The sequence below is a fragment of the Pseudomonas syringae group sp. J254-4 genome (genome assembly GCF_032586855.1).
In the GTDB taxonomy this organism is placed as follows: Bacteria; Pseudomonadota; Gammaproteobacteria; order Pseudomonadales; family Pseudomonadaceae; genus Aquipseudomonas; species Aquipseudomonas amygdali.
On record NZ_JAWHOO010000001.1, the window covers coordinates 689,668 to 703,842 of the forward strand.

Sequence of the window (14,175 nt, forward strand, 5' to 3'; positions counted from 1 at the left end):
CGTCAGGCGTGGGCGCAACAGGCTAATCTGGCTACGCTGAAGCCATTGACTATCGTAAGGGAGCTTGATGATGCCGCATTGGCTGGTGATTGATCTGGAGGCTACCACCGAAGAAGGTGGCTGGCCGGTCGCAGAAATGGAAGTCATCGAAATAGGCGCGACGCTGGTCAATCAGGACGGGCGCGAGCTGGACCACTTCGAGCGCTTCGTACGCCCCGCACGCAGGCCCGTGCTGACTCATTTTTGCCGAGAGCTGACCCATATCACTCAAAGCAGTATCGACAGCGCTGCGCCCCTGACGACCGTGTGGCCTCAGTTCGAGCGCTGGTTGAGCCATCACCGTGCCCGCGTGCTGGGATGGGCCAGCTGGGGGGATTACGACCGCCAGCAACTGGAAGAGGAATGGCGCTACCATCGCCTCGACAGCGCACTGTCGAGCATGCCGCACGTCAACCTCAAACAGCGATTCGCTCAAGCGCGTCAGTTGCAAAAGCCGATGGGCCTGAACAGCGCCCTGCAACTGGCTGGCATGCAATTCACAGGTCAGCAACACCGGGCACTGGTTGATGCGCGCAATACCGCCCGGCTCTTGCCGTTGATACTGCCTAATTGAATCTCGCTGCACGTCGTCAGTTGTTCAGCATCGACTTGCAAGGGGCGTGACGAGTTTTACCGTGTTGGGCATACTGGCGGGCCATTTCCAGCCCTTTCAAAAGGAATCGCCCATGTTCAAGGTCAACGAGTACTTCGACGGCACCGTCAAATCCATCGCCTTCAGCCAGGTCGACGGTCAGGCAACCATCGGTGTCATGGCGGCGGGCGAATATGAGTTCGGTACAGCGCAACGGGAAATCATGCACGTGATCTCCGGCGAGTTGAACGTGAAGCTCCCGGACAGCACCGACTGGGAAACTTTCTCCACCGGCAGCCAGTTCAATGTCCCGGCCAACAGCAAGTTCCAGCTCAAGGTCAGCGTTGATACCGCTTACCTGTGCGAATACCGCTGAGACTGAAAACGTGGGGGGCCTGACCTCCCACATTGCCCGCACACCTGCTTACACTGCGCCTTTCTATTCGACGCCAGCATTGAACTGCAACGCCGCCAGACGTGCGTAGAGCGGGTTGCTGGCGATCAGTTGCTGATGGGTACCGACCGCCACAAGCCGGCCCTGATCCATGACGGCAATCCGGTCGGCATTCTGCACCGTGGCCAGCCGGTGGGCGATAACCAGCGTGGTACGCCCCTGCATCAGGCTCGGCAAGGCTTGCTGAATCAAGTGCTCACTTTGCGCATCCAGTGCACTGGTCGCCTCGTCCAGCAGCAGAATCGGCGCATCGACCAGTAACGCGCGGGCAATCGCCAGACGCTGCCGCTGTCCGCCGGACAATCCCACTCCGCCCTCACCCAGGTGCGTACCGTAGCCGTCGGCCATGTCGAGAATGAACTCGTGCGCATGGGCGATACGCGCTGCTGCCTGTACCTGCTCAAGGCTGGCAGTGGCGTTACCGTAACGAATGTTGTCCTCGACACTGCCGAAAAACAGTGCGGGCGATTGTGAAACCAGCGCGAAGCAGCGGCGCAGATCGTGCGGATCAAGCTGTGCGATCGGCACGCCCTCGATCAGGATGCGCCCTTGAATCGGGTCGTAGAAACGCAGCAGCAGGTCGAGGATGGTCGACTTACCTGCTCCGGAAGGCCCGACCAGCGCCAGGGTTTCACCGGGCTCGATGTTCAGGGTCAGGTTATCCAGCGCATTGCGCTCGGGACGCGACGGGTAGGCGAAGGTGACATTCTCCAGCGCCAGACGCCCGCTGATGCGCTGTGGCAGGCTCTGCAGGTCGGTGGTCGGCACGCTAATCTCGCTACGTGCCTGAAGCAGTTCGCCGATCCTCTCTGCGGCACCGGCGGCGCGCTGCAAATCGCCAATCACCTCGCTCAACGTGCCGAACGCCATACCGACCATCAGCGCGTAGAACACGAACGCTGCCAGCTCACCGCTTGATATGCGGCCGCTGATCACGTCCATACCGCCGACCCACAGCATCACCGCCACCGCACCCAGCACCAGAACGATCACCAGCGTGATCAGCCAGGAGCGCTGCAAAATCCGTTTGCGAGCGGTCTCGAACGCCTGCTCCACCGTATGCGAAAAACGCTGCTTGTCCTGTTGCTGATGGTTATACGCCTGCACCGTCTTGATCTGCCCCAACGCCTCGGCCACGTAGCTGCCCACATTAGCGACCCGGTCCTGGCTCTCGCGCGACAGGTTTCGCACCCGCCGTCCGAACATGAGGATGGGCGCGATGATCAGCGGCAACGCCACCACCACGATGCTGGTGAGCTTGGGGTTGGTGATGAACAACAGCACGATGCCGCCAATGACCATCAGTGCGTTGCGCAGGAACATTGACAGTGACGAGCCGATCACCGACTGCAACAACGTGGTATCGGCGGTCAGCCGCGACTGGATTTCCGAACTGCGATTGTTCTCGTAAAAGCCCGGATGCAGCTCTATCAGGTGATCGAATACTTTCTTGCGCAGGTCGGCGACCACGCGCTCGCCGATCCATGACACCAGATAAAAGCGGGCGAACGTTCCGATGGCCAGGCCGACCGTCAGCAGCATGAAAAAGCCGATCGAGCGCTCGAGCAACTGCGGCGAGCGGGTCATGAAGCCCTGATCGACCATCAGCTTGATGCCCTGGCCGATCGACAAGGTGATGCCCGCAGTAATGACCAGTGCCAACAATGCTCCGAACGCTTGCCAGCGATACGGCGCAATGAAACTCGCAGCCAGGCGAAGGGCCTGGCGGTGACGTCGCGTAATCAGTGAAATCATGAAGCCTGCCTGTTTGCCCGATCTTTCTGAATGGCGAAGCCTACACCTGTCATGCATGGCGCGCTGTGCATCATTTCGAATGAACTTGCGCACGGCTTCAAAGGTCAGGTTATGACTGCTTTACAGGGGCCGCTATAAGACATCGATCTAAGCGTCTACTGGCAGATTCGCATCATTTCTGTTGCACTGGGAACGCGTTTGAGCGGCTGACAGCACCTGTCACGGACCGGTCATCAAGCGCGGTTAATTTAACGCCGTTACCTGATGAAAGGAGAAACACCATGAGCCTGCAAGAGCGCAGCAACGAAGTTCCAGTCGTTCGAGCCACGCCCAATCTGCCGGTTGGCGGTGCAATTCTCGACGAGCATGGGCAAGAAGTCCTGATCACTGAAGCAATGGTTCAGGCTGCCTGCCAGGAATGCGACAAGAACTGGGTAACCCCGGAAAAATAAAACCGAACCGTGCCAAATGCCTTGAAACCCGACCCTGAGTCGGGTTTTTTATGCCCCGCGTTTACCGGACGATCAGACCAGTACCGCCCCCAGTGCCCGCACGAGTTGCGTAAGCTCCCCGGACTCACCTTCGACGCGGACCTTCAGCCCTTCAATTTCCCGACGTGGCGGGTAATGCTTGCGCAACGCATCGAAGGCCAGGCGCTGGCTGGCAGTGTCGCCAGTCAGGCTGCGACGAAAATCTGCGTCATCACGCCGCGGGTCGTACACGCCACGGCACAGCATGTTCAGTGCCCAGACCGGATCGCTGTCAGCATCGAGGCTGACCTGCGCCAGCCAGGGTTTGGGCAGCAGATCGTCCAATTTTATCACCGCAGGCTGCCCCAGAAAGGCACACAGCGCCTGATAGATCTGCGCAGTGCCCCGTTGCCTGCCATCGAGGCTGTAACCGGCGATGTGCGGCGTACCCAGAACGCACAGGTCGGCCAGCGCCACGTTGACCTGCGGCTCACCTTCCCACACATCCAGCACGGCTTGCAGGTCTTCGCGCTCAAGCAGCACGTCGTGCAGCGCAGTGTTGTCCACCACGGCACCACGGCTGGCATTGATCAGCCAGGCGCCCTGCCTGAGTTGGCGCAAACGGGTTTCGTCGAGCAGGTGCCAGGTTGCCAACGCCCCGGTCTTGCTCAACGGCGTGTGCAGGCTGATGACGTCACAGCGCTGCAATATCTCGTCAAGGCTGACGAAGTCACCACCTTCGGCAGACTCGCGTGGCGGATCGCAGACCAGCACGTTCCAGCCAAGCGCCTTCAAGACATCGACCAGACGACCACCCACCTGCCCTGCACCGACCACACCGTAAGTACGTTGCGCGAGGTCGACGCCTTCGATTTCAGCCAGGGTCAGCAGGCTGCCGAGCACGTAATCCACCACGCCGCGCGCATTGCAGCCCGGTGCGCTGGCCCACTGGATACCGGCTTGCTGAAACCCTTCCAGATCCAGATGATCGGTGCCGATGGTGCAGGTGCCGACAAACCGCACCGGGCTGCCTTCGAGCAGCTCACGGGTTACGGGTGTCACGGAGCGCACCAGCAGGATGTCGGCGTTCGCCACCGCAGCGCGATCTATGGCGCGTCCCGGCAAGCGATGAATCTCACCGAAATGAGCGAAAAAAGCGTCGAGCAGGGGAATATTTTCGTCAGCAACAATGCGCATGGAAGACTCTCTGGGTCTGGCGAACAGGGACCGGTCCCCAGCGGGAACAGGTGCGTCGTGAACCGGCGCGGGTTGCAGCGATGTAACAATCAATCAGGCTTTTTGCGTATCCAGTACAGGAACGTGCCTTCTTCAGCCTGCTCCGCAACCAGCTCATGCCCAAGAAATACACAGAACTTCGGAATATCGCGGCGCGTGGACGGATCGGTCGCGATCACCTTGAGCAGGCCGCCCGCAGGCAAGTCACGCACCTTTTGATGCAGCATCATCACCGGTTCCGGACAGAACAGGCCGACAGCGTCCAGCACGGCGTCGACGGTGAGGTTTTCAATGGGCTCAGACATGGGGCACTCCAGAGGCGGGTGACGATTGTCGCTCAATTCAGTCGGTCAGGCCAAATACTGATGGTTGTACTGATGCCGAACGGCGGCGCGCAGCAAGACAGCAGACAGAAAAATGCCAGGCACATGGCCTGGCATTGATCGTGACCCAGACGACCGTCAGAACGGCAGTTTCATGCCCGGTGGCAACTGCATGCCTGCGGTCATGGAAGCGGTCTTGTCCTGGCTGGCCTGCTCGATCTTGCGCACAGCGTCGTTGACGGCGGCGGCGATCAGGTCTTCCAGCACTTCCTTGTCTTCCTGCATCAGGCTGTCATCCAGATTGATGCGCTTGACGTCGTGACGACCGGTCATCACGACGCTCACCAGGCCTGCGCCCGATTGACCGGTGACTTCCGCGTTGGCCAGTTCTTCCTGCATCTTGGCCATTTTTTCCTGCATTTGCTGCGCCTGCTTCATCAGGCCAGCCATGCCACCTTTCATCATGGGATATCTCCTCGAAAATGGATGGTTTGTTTGCGCGGCGCCAATGGCGCCCTGTGTTCAGTTATTGAGGCTGCACCGCAGGCGCGTCTACGGGCTGGATCGTATCTTCCCGGATAACAGCGCCAAACTGCTGCAACATCTGCTGGATATACGGGTCGGCCTGGATCGAGGCTTCGGCCTGACGCTGACGCTCGGCACGCAGTCGCGAGGCAGCCTGGGCAGGAGTTTCCTGCTCGGGCTTGATCAGCTCGATACTCAGATTGATCGTGCGACCATGATACTGGTTCAACGCATCGTTCAGGCGGCGCTGCTGGGTTGAGTTGAATAGGGCGCTGTGCGCCGGGTCCAGGTGCAGCAGCCATTTATCGCCATCGACCGCCATCAAGGTGCAGTTGGCGGCAATGCTGCCGGTCATGCCGGAGATCGGCAGTTTGGGGAATACCTCCAGCCAGTCGGCAGCAAGGCCGGTGGCTGGTTTGGCGGCCGGAGCGGGCTCGGGCTCGACCGCTTCAAGCTCGACGACGCTCTCGTGGGCCAGTTCATCCAGATAGCTGTAGGACGCCGGGTCGATGTCGATATCCGGCTCGACGTAATCGTCATCCGCTGGCGGCTCGTCATCGCGGCCCATTGGGCCGGAATTCGAAGACATCGAATCCGGATTCATGGACAGATAGGCGGAATCAGGGATGGCTTCAAGCATCGCCGGTGTAACCTGCTGCCCGGCAACCGGCTGCGCAGGTTCCGCCTCCGGCGCATCTGGCACTGGGCTGGCGGGCGCAGGCGTCGGCATTGGGGTGAGGTCTGGCTGTTCGGAGACAGTCTCCAGAACCGGCTCGGCTACCGGTTCTGCAACAGTGCCAGTGTCAGGTGCGGATTCAGCGTTTTTTTCGGCAACCGGTGCCTTTGGCTCATTCCACGGCAGATCGACTTCTTCGACCGGCTCGGGCTGTGCTTGCGGCTTTGATTCTGGCTGTGCTGCGGGCTCAGCTCGTACAGCAGCGGTCGGCATCGGGGCGGCTGCGGGCGGCAGCGCTTCGAAGGCCGGATCGGGCGCAGCCATGACCGGCGCTTTTGCAACTGCGGGAGCTACCGACGCAACAGGTGTCGCATCGGCCACTGCTTTTCGGGAATCAACCGTGGCCTGGCTGATCCCCACCGGCTTTAGCGGTTGCCTCGGCGCATCGTCGTTATCGGCCGGGCGGAACGCCAGCATGCGCAGCAGAACCATCTCGAAACCGCCACGCGGGTCCGGGGCCAGCGGCAGGTCACGACGACCAATCAGGCCCATCTGGTAATAGAACTGCACGTCTTCGGCAGGCAATGCCTGGGCCAGCGCCAACACCCGGTCGCGGTCGCCGTGCCCGTTGTCGACGCCTTCCGGCAACGCCTGGGCAATCGCCACGCGGTGCAGAACATTGAGAATCTCCGAGAGCACGCCGTTCCAGTCAGGCCCCTGCTCGGCCAGGTGACGCACCGCTTCCAGCACACCGCGAGCGTCGCCTTCCAACAACGCAGTCAGCACATCGAACACCTGACCGTGATCCAGCGTGCCGAGCATGGCGCGCACATCGGCAGCCATGACCTTGCCTTCACCAAAGGCAATGGCCTGATCGGTCAAACTCATCGCGTCACGCATCGAACCGTCGGCAGCGCGCCCGAGCAGCCACAGCGCATCGTCTTCGAACGGCACATTCTCGACGCCCAGTACGTGGGTCAGGTGTTCGACCACACGTTCGGGCGTCATGTTTTTCAGCGAGAACTGCAGGCAACGCGACAGAATGGTCGCGGGCAGTTTCTGCGGATCGGTGGTAGCGAGGATGAACTTGACGTAGGGCGGCGGCTCTTCAAGCGTCTTGAGCAAGGCGTTGAACGAGTGACTGGAGAGCATGTGCACTTCGTCGATCAGGTAGACCTTGAAGCGACCGCGACTTGGCGCGTATTGCACGTTATCCAGCAGTTCGCGCGTGTCTTCGACCTTGGTGCGGCTGGCGGCGTCGATCTCGATCAGGTCGACGAAACGACCTTCATCGATCTCTTTGCACACCGAGCAAGTGCCGCAGGGCGTAGACGTAATGCCGGTTTCGCAGTTCAGGCACTTGGCGATGATCCGCGCAATAGTAGTCTTGCCGACGCCCCGCGTGCCGGTGAACAAATAGGCATGGTGCAGGCGTTGGCTGTCCAGCGCGTTGATCAGGGCCTTCAACACATGAGCCTGGCCGACCATTTCGCGGAACGAGCGCGGACGCCATTTACGTGCAAGAACCTGATAACTCATTTAAAACCGTCGCAACTGGTAAGCGGAAGACCGCCAATGCTAGCCGAGCAGGGGCAAAATTGCATCTGGTGTGCGTCTCTATTGTGGCTAAGCTGAGCAAATGAATCCAATGACGCGCTTTAAACGGACTTTTGCAGAGCCACGGCTGCCTCGTGCAGCCGTGGCGTGCATGTTATTGCTGTCGACGCAGACCGTCAGCGCGGCCAAAGCTACTCTGGACTTCGCGGTCAACGAAGGCTGGACCATGCCGATGATGCATATCACCGACTTTCGGCCCGAATCCGGCATCCTGTTCGACATCATGCAAAGCGTTGCGCACCATGTCGGCCTCGAAGCCAGGTACCACGTGATGCCGCGCCTGCGCATCCAGTCGGCGCTTGAGCGCGGTGAAGTAGACATGCATTGCTACAGCTCACAGGCGTGGTATCCCGATCTGTCCGGGGATTACCTCTGGAGCCTGCCGATTCTCTATCAACGCGACTGGCTGGTCGCTTCAGCCGAAACGGCTGCGGGCCCATACCCAGAGCAGTTCGACAATGAAACCGTCGGCACGGTACTTGGCTACAACTACCCTGCCCTGCAGCATCTTTTTGATAATCATCAACTGATACGTGAAGACGCGCGCACGCAGAACCAGACGCTCGGCAAGCTGATGGCTGGACGCTACAACTACGCCGTGACCAACCAGTTGATCCTTGAATGGACCAATCGAAACCTGCCTGTCGGCAGAAGGCTGAAGCCCATATCGCTGGTCGCAGAGCAGCCTGCGGCCTGCCTGATACGCAACACCCCCGAGCTGCCGACAGGTAAAATCCTGCGCACACTGGTGCAAATGCGCCTGTCGGGCGAGATTCAGCAAATCATCGATCACTACACCACGCCCACGACCCCGTGACCCTTCATCTGCGGTGTAGCAATAGCGTCATATTCCGTCGTTACGCTCGCCTGAAATCTTTGGTAATACATTAACCAGCGCGAGTATTTGGCGATGAGCGACAGACCAGACGACGAAGACACCAACAACAACCCCAGCCGCCGTCGTTTTCTGGGCGGGATGGCTGCCCTGGGCGCAGGCGTTACGCTGAGCAGCTACGTGTCGGCCCACGAGAAACCGCCCGCCGACAACGACAAGCATCATCACCTTGCCGGGCCTGCGCTGGACCGGGCCTTGCGCGAAAACGTGAAGACCATTGTGGTGATCTATGCCGAGAACCGCAGCTTCAACAACCTGTTCGGCGATTTTCCCGGGGTCCAGAAGCCACTCTCCTCGCTCAGACCTTCCGACTATGAACAGCGCGACCGCGACGGCACGCTGTTGTCCAAACTGCCGCCAGCCTGGGGTGGTGTGTTGCAGGTCGGGCCGCAAACCGTTGACGGCGTGACCTACCCGGCAGGCGAGCAGTTTCAGAAAGACCTGCCCAACGCCCCCTTCCCGCTCAAGGGGCCGAACGGCGAAGACCTGCCGCTGAGTCTGGTCACTCGCGACCTGTGGCACGTTTTCTATCAGAATCAGATGCAGATCAATGACGGTCGCAATGATCGATTCGTCGCCTGGGCCGACGCTGGCGGGCTGACCATGGGCAACTACGCACAGACCCAGTACTCGCTGCGCCTGTGGGACGTTGCCTCGGAATTCGTGCTGTGCGACAACTTTTTTCAGGGTGCATTTGGCGGCTCGTTCCTCAACCACCAGTACCTGATTTCAGCCACCGCGCCGATTTACCCTAACGCTGCCGAGTCTCCGGCCAAATCGCAGATCGCAACCCTGCAAAGCTTCAACCCGCAGGACCCGCGCCTCAAGCCGCTGGACAAGTCGCCTGCCAGCGCAATGGAGGGGCCACCGCAGTTCGGTCCCAGCGCGATTACCCCGGACAACTACGCCGTCAACACCATGGCCCCGCCCTACTGGCCAACCTGGCTGCGCGACCCGCAGAACCCTGATTACTCGAAACCGGATCTGCCCAACGTGCTGGTTCCGCAAAGCCACGAACACATCGGCGACAAACTGTCGAAAAGAAATGTCGACTGGGCCTGGTACGCAGGGGCCTGGCAAGTGACGCTGGACGAGTTCAAGGACTCCACGGGAATCCCGAAAATCCCTAACTTTCAATACCATCACCAGCCGTTCAACTACTTCAAGCAACAGGGTCCGCAAAACCCTGAAGAACGCAAAAAACGTCTGCGTGACGGCGGCCTGGGTGACGAGTCCAGCACCAACCGCTTCCTCGCCGATGCCGAAGCCGGCAAGTTGCCCGCCGTGTCCTTCTACAAACCTCAGGGCAACCTGAACATGCACGCCGGTTATGCCGACGTGGCTGCGGGTGACCGACACATAGACCGGGTGATCAAGGTCCTGCGCAAGAGCCCGCAATGGGACAACATGGTGATCGTCGTGACTGTGGACGAGAACGGCGGCTGGTGGGACCACGTCGCACCGCCCAAAGGCGACCGCTTCGGCCCCGGCACGCGTATTCCCGCGCTGGTCATTTCACCCTTCGCCCGCAAAGGCAAGGTGGACCACACGGTCTACGACACGGCCTCGATCCTGCGCCTGATTACCCGTGTGCATAACCTGGAAAAACTCGACGGCCTGAAACGCCGCGACGACGCCATGATCGCACGCGGCCAGGCCCCCATGGGCGACCTGACCAACGCATTGCACTTTCCTGCCTGATTCCGTGCTATAGGGCTCAGGTACTCGCGTCGGCTGCCTCCAGTGCAGTCGGACGCGACGTCTTGACCGGTGGCAGGGACGCCACATACACCGTGCGGGATGGAAACGCGAAACGCACATCCAGTTCGGCGAAGGCTTCCATGATGTCCAGATTGATCGCCTGCTGCACATCCATATAGACGTTGTAGCTGGGGTCGAGAACGATAAAGACGGTCTCGAACTCCAGTGACGTTTCGCCAAAACCACGGAAATGCGAGCGGTCGAAACGGGCGAGTTTCTGCGCATTGATGATCGCTTCTACTTTCTTTGGCACTTCCCGTATCTGATCGACGGAACAGTCATAGGTCAGCCTGAATTCGAAGACAATCCGCCGCTCCTGCAAGCGTTTGTAGTTCTGAATGGTGTTGTTGATCATGTCGGCGTTGGCCATCACGATCTGCTCGCCGCCCAGGCTGCGGATGCGCGTGGTCTTCAGACCGACATGTTCGACCGTACCCGACAGCGCGCCAACCACAATGAAATCGCCCACTTCAAAAGGCTTGTCCACTGCAATGGAGAGTGAGGCAAACACATCACCCAGAATGTTCTGCACCGCCAGCGCAACCGCAATACCGCCCACCCCGAGGCTGGCGACAAACGCGGTGATGTTGACCCCGACGTTCGACAACATCGCCATGACCACCGTGGCCCACAGCAACACTTTCGCGCCCCACAGGCTCAACGTTGCCAGCGCACTGCCCTGATAGGTGCCGCCAGCGTTGTGACGTACAAAGTAGCGCTGCAGCGCGAGCGCAATTGCCCGGTTCGCCCACAACCCGACCTGCAATGCAGCAACCACGAACCACAGACTGCTGACCCGCCCAAGCCAGCGCTCCGGCAGATCGAGCATGCCCACCCCGATCAGAATCGAAGCCAGCAGTAACAGTGTATTGCTGGTGCCCGACAGCACCTGCACCACGATGTAGCGCATATGCGTGCTGGGCGAATCAGGCCGCGAGCGCATCTTTCGGAGCACAAAACCGATAACCCCCCTGACCAGAATAAAACTCATGGTAGAGGCGAACACAGCGAGTATCCAATTGGCGAGCGAAATGCCCAGAAATTGCGAGTCTGTGAAAAATCTGATGATGTCCTGTTCCATCCGGCCCCCGGCTCCACTGCTACGAGACGCCTGACCGAAAAGCCCGTGACACCCGCAGCGACTTGAATTGCCCCTTGCCGTAAAACGGTTTCAAGCGACGCGTAAGGGGTTAGGTGGCACATGACGCCGAGGGTTCAGACGAATTCGGATCGCATTATCAGCAGCTTTCACATCCGGCATGGCATACAGGCGCAGGAACAGCTAATGAACTCGGCATACGGAGACGGTTGGGTGGTAATCGGGGATGTGGAGATTTCAGTGCAACTGCGTCGAGGGCCGACTAAGGATTCGTTAAGGTGGTGCCCCCACCAGCCACACCCCGGCACACAATGTTCCCGCTGTGGCTGCTTCCTTCCGGATCTGACCAGGTTCACGGGTAATCGTTGCGGGGGGACCGATGGGGTCACCATAACGACACTCACCAGTTGGCGAGCCGCGCCATTGTACCGGTCTGGCGTGAGTTTACAACCGTTGGTTCGGATAAAAATTTCGAGGGGGCTCAAGCACTTGTGTGCCGGGGCTGAAACGCAAAGCGATATCGGCCGTCGGTGTGACAAATCCTCGAAACACCCTCATTCGATCCTGTACCCTGCCCGCCTCAATAATAATCAGCCAGCAGGTTGCTCATGCAGACTCGATTGGTCGGCTACCACGATCTCAACGCCTCTCAACGTCAACAGCTCGAACACCTTGAAGTAACGCAGGAGCAAGTGCAGTTCTCCGGCGATATTTACACCGCGCTCAATACTCTGCTGGTCAACCCCAACCCGAATGTTTGCGGCTTTGTGCTTTTGGGCGACGATAAACCGGTGGGTTTTTTCCTGCTCAAGCGCGGGGATTGTCTGCCGAACTGGGCTCAGGAGACGCTGGCTGCGACGCTGCATGCGTTGCAGATCGATCACCGCGAACAGGGCAAGGGGTTAGGCAAGGCGTGCTTGCAGGCATTGCCTGCGGCGCTGCGCCTGAAGTGGCCGGACATCACGCATTTGATGCTCTCGGTCGATGCAGACAATAGCGCTGCTATCGGGCTTTATGCAGGTCAGGGCTGGGTGGACACCGGAGAGGCTTATCGCGGAAGGATCGGTTTTGAGCGCAGGCTGGTGCTGACGCTTTGATACGGAGTTTGAACACGCGCCTGACATCCAGCGATGTCAGACGCTGCCTGGGTTACTGAGCCTGCAACACCTCGTCGGCCTTGCCACCCGCATCCTGAATCACCAGGTGGATGAAGTGCAGCTTGGCGATTACCGCCGGAGGCAGCACGAACGGATAGAAGTCCGGCTGGCCCATGCTGCGTGACAGCTCGTTGAGCATGCTGGCCAGTTCGATCCAGGCGTTGACGAACGACAGGAACGCCGGGCCGCCTGGGTGCTGTGGATCGTAGAGCACTTCCAGCGGGAATGGCTGGTAGTCCAGCTCCATGTCGCGAGCGCTCATGCCAAAACCCAAGGCGGTGTCGACCGCGTCCATCATGTGCAGGTAATGAGCCCAGGTTTCGGCCCAGTCTTCCCACGGGTGCATGGTGGCGTAAGCACTGACAAAGCTTTCCTGCCAGTTGTCGGGCGCGCCGTTTTTATAGTGGTGATCAAGCGCATCGGCGTAGCTGGCGCGCTCGTCGCCGAACAGATTGCGGCAGCCGTCCTGCCAGTGGGTATTGGCGATGAGCCGATCCCAGTAATAGTGGCCGACTTCATGGCGGAAATGGCCGAGCAAGGTGCGGTAGGGTTCGTGCATCTGCACGCGCATCGCTTCGCGGTGTGCGTCGTCGGCTTCCTCGATGTTCAGGGTAATCAGGCCATTGGCGTGGCCAGTGGTCGGCAGCTTGCCTTCCAGATCGACACCGACAAAGTCAAAGGCCAGGCCGGCTTCTTCATCGACGCTCTTGGGGATGACCTGCAACCCCAGGGAAATCAGCTGCGCAACCAGACGACGCTTGGCGGTCTCGACCTTGCGCCAGCGTTCGCCGTTTTCGGCGATGGACAGGTCGGGAATGGTGCGATTGAGGCTGCACGCAACGCAGAACTCACCGGCGTTGTGCTCCGGAAACAGCCAGTTACAGGCTGCCGGGGTATCGAGGTTAGCGCAACGCCGATACAGACCCGCACCCGGTTCGTCGCTCAGGCGCCAGGTAGGCTCAGGCCCTGCTTCAAGCGTAGCCACGCGACCCTGCTCGGGCAGGTAACCCAGCGCAGCCGAACAGGCCAGGCATTGGGAATTGGGGAAAAACACCGACTGGCCGCATGTGCACTGCCAGACCTTGCTGTTACGTTTGGATTCGCCGACAAATGGGGCGGTAATGCGTGAACTCAATTGCTCGAAAAAGCGGTACATGGCGATCTCCCGTTGGCCTTGCATGGACTAGATCATGCCTAAGCTTCAGGGGTTCAAAATATTATCGAACGGCGGGGACGGATAGCGTCGACGGCGTTTGCATGGGCGAAAACGGTGCGTCGCACGGTAGTTGGGATTATCGTTCCGCATGCTCCAGCGTGGTCACAGTCTACGCCGCACCATCACATTCAAGACCGGACGCAGAGCGTCCAGAACGGCATGCGACGCGGAGCGTCGCACGATGATCAAATGCCTAAGCAGAGCGTCGCACGGTAGTTGGGATTATCGTTCCGCACGCTCCAGCGTGGGAATGCCGTGCGTGACGCTCCGCGTCACAGATCTGCGCCGCGCCATCACATTCAGGATAGGACGCAGAGCGTCCAGAACGGCATGCGACGCGGAGCGTCGCACGATGATCAA

Annotated in this window: 13 protein-coding genes and 1 other RNA gene; 6 read left to right on the plus strand and 8 right to left on the minus strand. The window is 59.8% G+C overall.

Annotated features, from left to right (window positions below):
- Positions 1–70 precede the first annotated feature (70 nt).
- Together RYB09_RS03130 and RYB09_RS03135 are read left to right on the plus strand one after the other, a co-directional pair.
- Positions 71–613, plus strand: coding sequence for an exonuclease domain-containing protein (locus RYB09_RS03130; RefSeq protein ID WP_316887475.1), 543 nt, complete (start codon positions 71–73; stop codon positions 611–613).
- A gap of 112 nt (positions 614–725) precedes the next feature.
- Positions 726–1,007, plus strand: a complete 282-nt coding sequence (locus RYB09_RS03135) for a pyrimidine/purine nucleoside phosphorylase (RefSeq protein WP_004658419.1) — start codon at positions 726–728, stop codon at positions 1,005–1,007.
- A gap of 63 nt (positions 1,008–1,070) precedes the next feature.
- Here the strand turns inward: RYB09_RS03135 and RYB09_RS03140 are convergent, their stop codons facing one another.
- A complete protein-coding gene (locus tag RYB09_RS03140) occupies positions 1,071–2,840 on the minus strand; it encodes an ABC transporter transmembrane domain-containing protein (protein ID WP_230018080.1) in 1,770 nt (589 codons plus the stop codon).
- A gap of 281 nt (positions 2,841–3,121) precedes the next feature.
- On the opposite strand from RYB09_RS03140, the gene RYB09_RS03145 reads away from it, so the two are divergent.
- Positions 3,122–3,292: a PA1571 family protein gene (locus RYB09_RS03145; protein ID WP_002552821.1), complete on the plus strand. Its 171-nt coding sequence runs from the start codon at positions 3,122–3,124 to the stop codon at positions 3,290–3,292.
- 72 nt (positions 3,293–3,364) lie between these two features.
- Here RYB09_RS03145 and pdxB read toward each other — a convergent pair whose 3' ends face one another.
- From pdxB to dnaX, 4 genes are all read right to left on the minus strand, one after another.
- A complete protein-coding gene (gene pdxB, locus RYB09_RS03150; RefSeq protein WP_316887449.1) occupies positions 3,365–4,507 on the minus strand; it encodes a 4-phosphoerythronate dehydrogenase PdxB in 1,143 nt (380 codons plus the stop codon).
- Positions 4,508–4,596: 89 nt separating this feature from the next.
- The gene (gene tusA, locus RYB09_RS03155; protein WP_002552819.1) at positions 4,597–4,851 is read right to left on the minus strand and encodes a sulfurtransferase TusA; all 255 of its coding nucleotides are present in this window, start codon (positions 4,849–4,851) and stop codon (positions 4,597–4,599) included.
- Positions 4,852–5,007: 156 nt separating this feature from the next.
- The gene (locus tag RYB09_RS03160; RefSeq protein ID WP_002552818.1) at positions 5,008–5,334 is read right to left on the minus strand and encodes a YbaB/EbfC family nucleoid-associated protein; all 327 of its coding nucleotides are present in this window, start codon (positions 5,332–5,334) and stop codon (positions 5,008–5,010) included.
- Between the two features lie 61 nt (positions 5,335–5,395).
- The gene (gene dnaX, locus RYB09_RS03165) at positions 5,396–7,609 is read right to left on the minus strand and encodes a DNA polymerase III subunit gamma/tau (RefSeq protein WP_316887451.1); all 2,214 of its coding nucleotides are present in this window, start codon (positions 7,607–7,609) and stop codon (positions 5,396–5,398) included.
- Between the two features lie 109 nt (positions 7,610–7,718).
- On the opposite strand from dnaX, the gene RYB09_RS03170 reads away from it, so the two are divergent.
- Positions 7,719–8,504: an ABC transporter substrate-binding protein gene (locus tag RYB09_RS03170; protein WP_316887452.1), complete on the plus strand. Its 786-nt coding sequence runs from the start codon at positions 7,719–7,721 to the stop codon at positions 8,502–8,504.
- A 93-nt stretch (positions 8,505–8,597) separates the two neighbouring features.
- Positions 8,598–10,283 (plus strand): acid phosphatase, encoded by a 1,686-nt coding sequence (gene acpA / locus RYB09_RS03175; RefSeq protein ID WP_316887454.1) that lies wholly within the window; start codon positions 8,598–8,600, stop codon positions 10,281–10,283.
- Between the two features lie 16 nt (positions 10,284–10,299).
- Here acpA and RYB09_RS03180 read toward each other — a convergent pair whose 3' ends face one another.
- Positions 10,300–11,424 (minus strand): mechanosensitive ion channel family protein, encoded by a 1,125-nt coding sequence (locus RYB09_RS03180; RefSeq protein ID WP_058409758.1) that lies wholly within the window; start codon positions 11,422–11,424, stop codon positions 10,300–10,302.
- Positions 11,425–11,727: 303 nt separating this feature from the next.
- Positions 11,728–11,824: signal recognition particle sRNA small type (ffs, locus tag RYB09_RS03185), an RNA gene on the minus strand.
- A gap of 226 nt (positions 11,825–12,050) precedes the next feature.
- Between ffs and RYB09_RS03190 the strand changes: the two genes are divergently transcribed.
- The gene (locus RYB09_RS03190) at positions 12,051–12,539 is read left to right on the plus strand and encodes a GNAT family N-acetyltransferase (protein ID WP_058401979.1); all 489 of its coding nucleotides are present in this window, start codon (positions 12,051–12,053) and stop codon (positions 12,537–12,539) included.
- 52 nt (positions 12,540–12,591) lie between these two features.
- Here RYB09_RS03190 and RYB09_RS03195 read toward each other — a convergent pair whose 3' ends face one another.
- The gene (locus RYB09_RS03195; RefSeq protein ID WP_005731470.1) at positions 12,592–13,755 is read right to left on the minus strand and encodes a putative zinc-binding metallopeptidase; all 1,164 of its coding nucleotides are present in this window, start codon (positions 13,753–13,755) and stop codon (positions 12,592–12,594) included.
- Between the last annotated feature and the right edge of the window lie 420 nt (positions 13,756–14,175).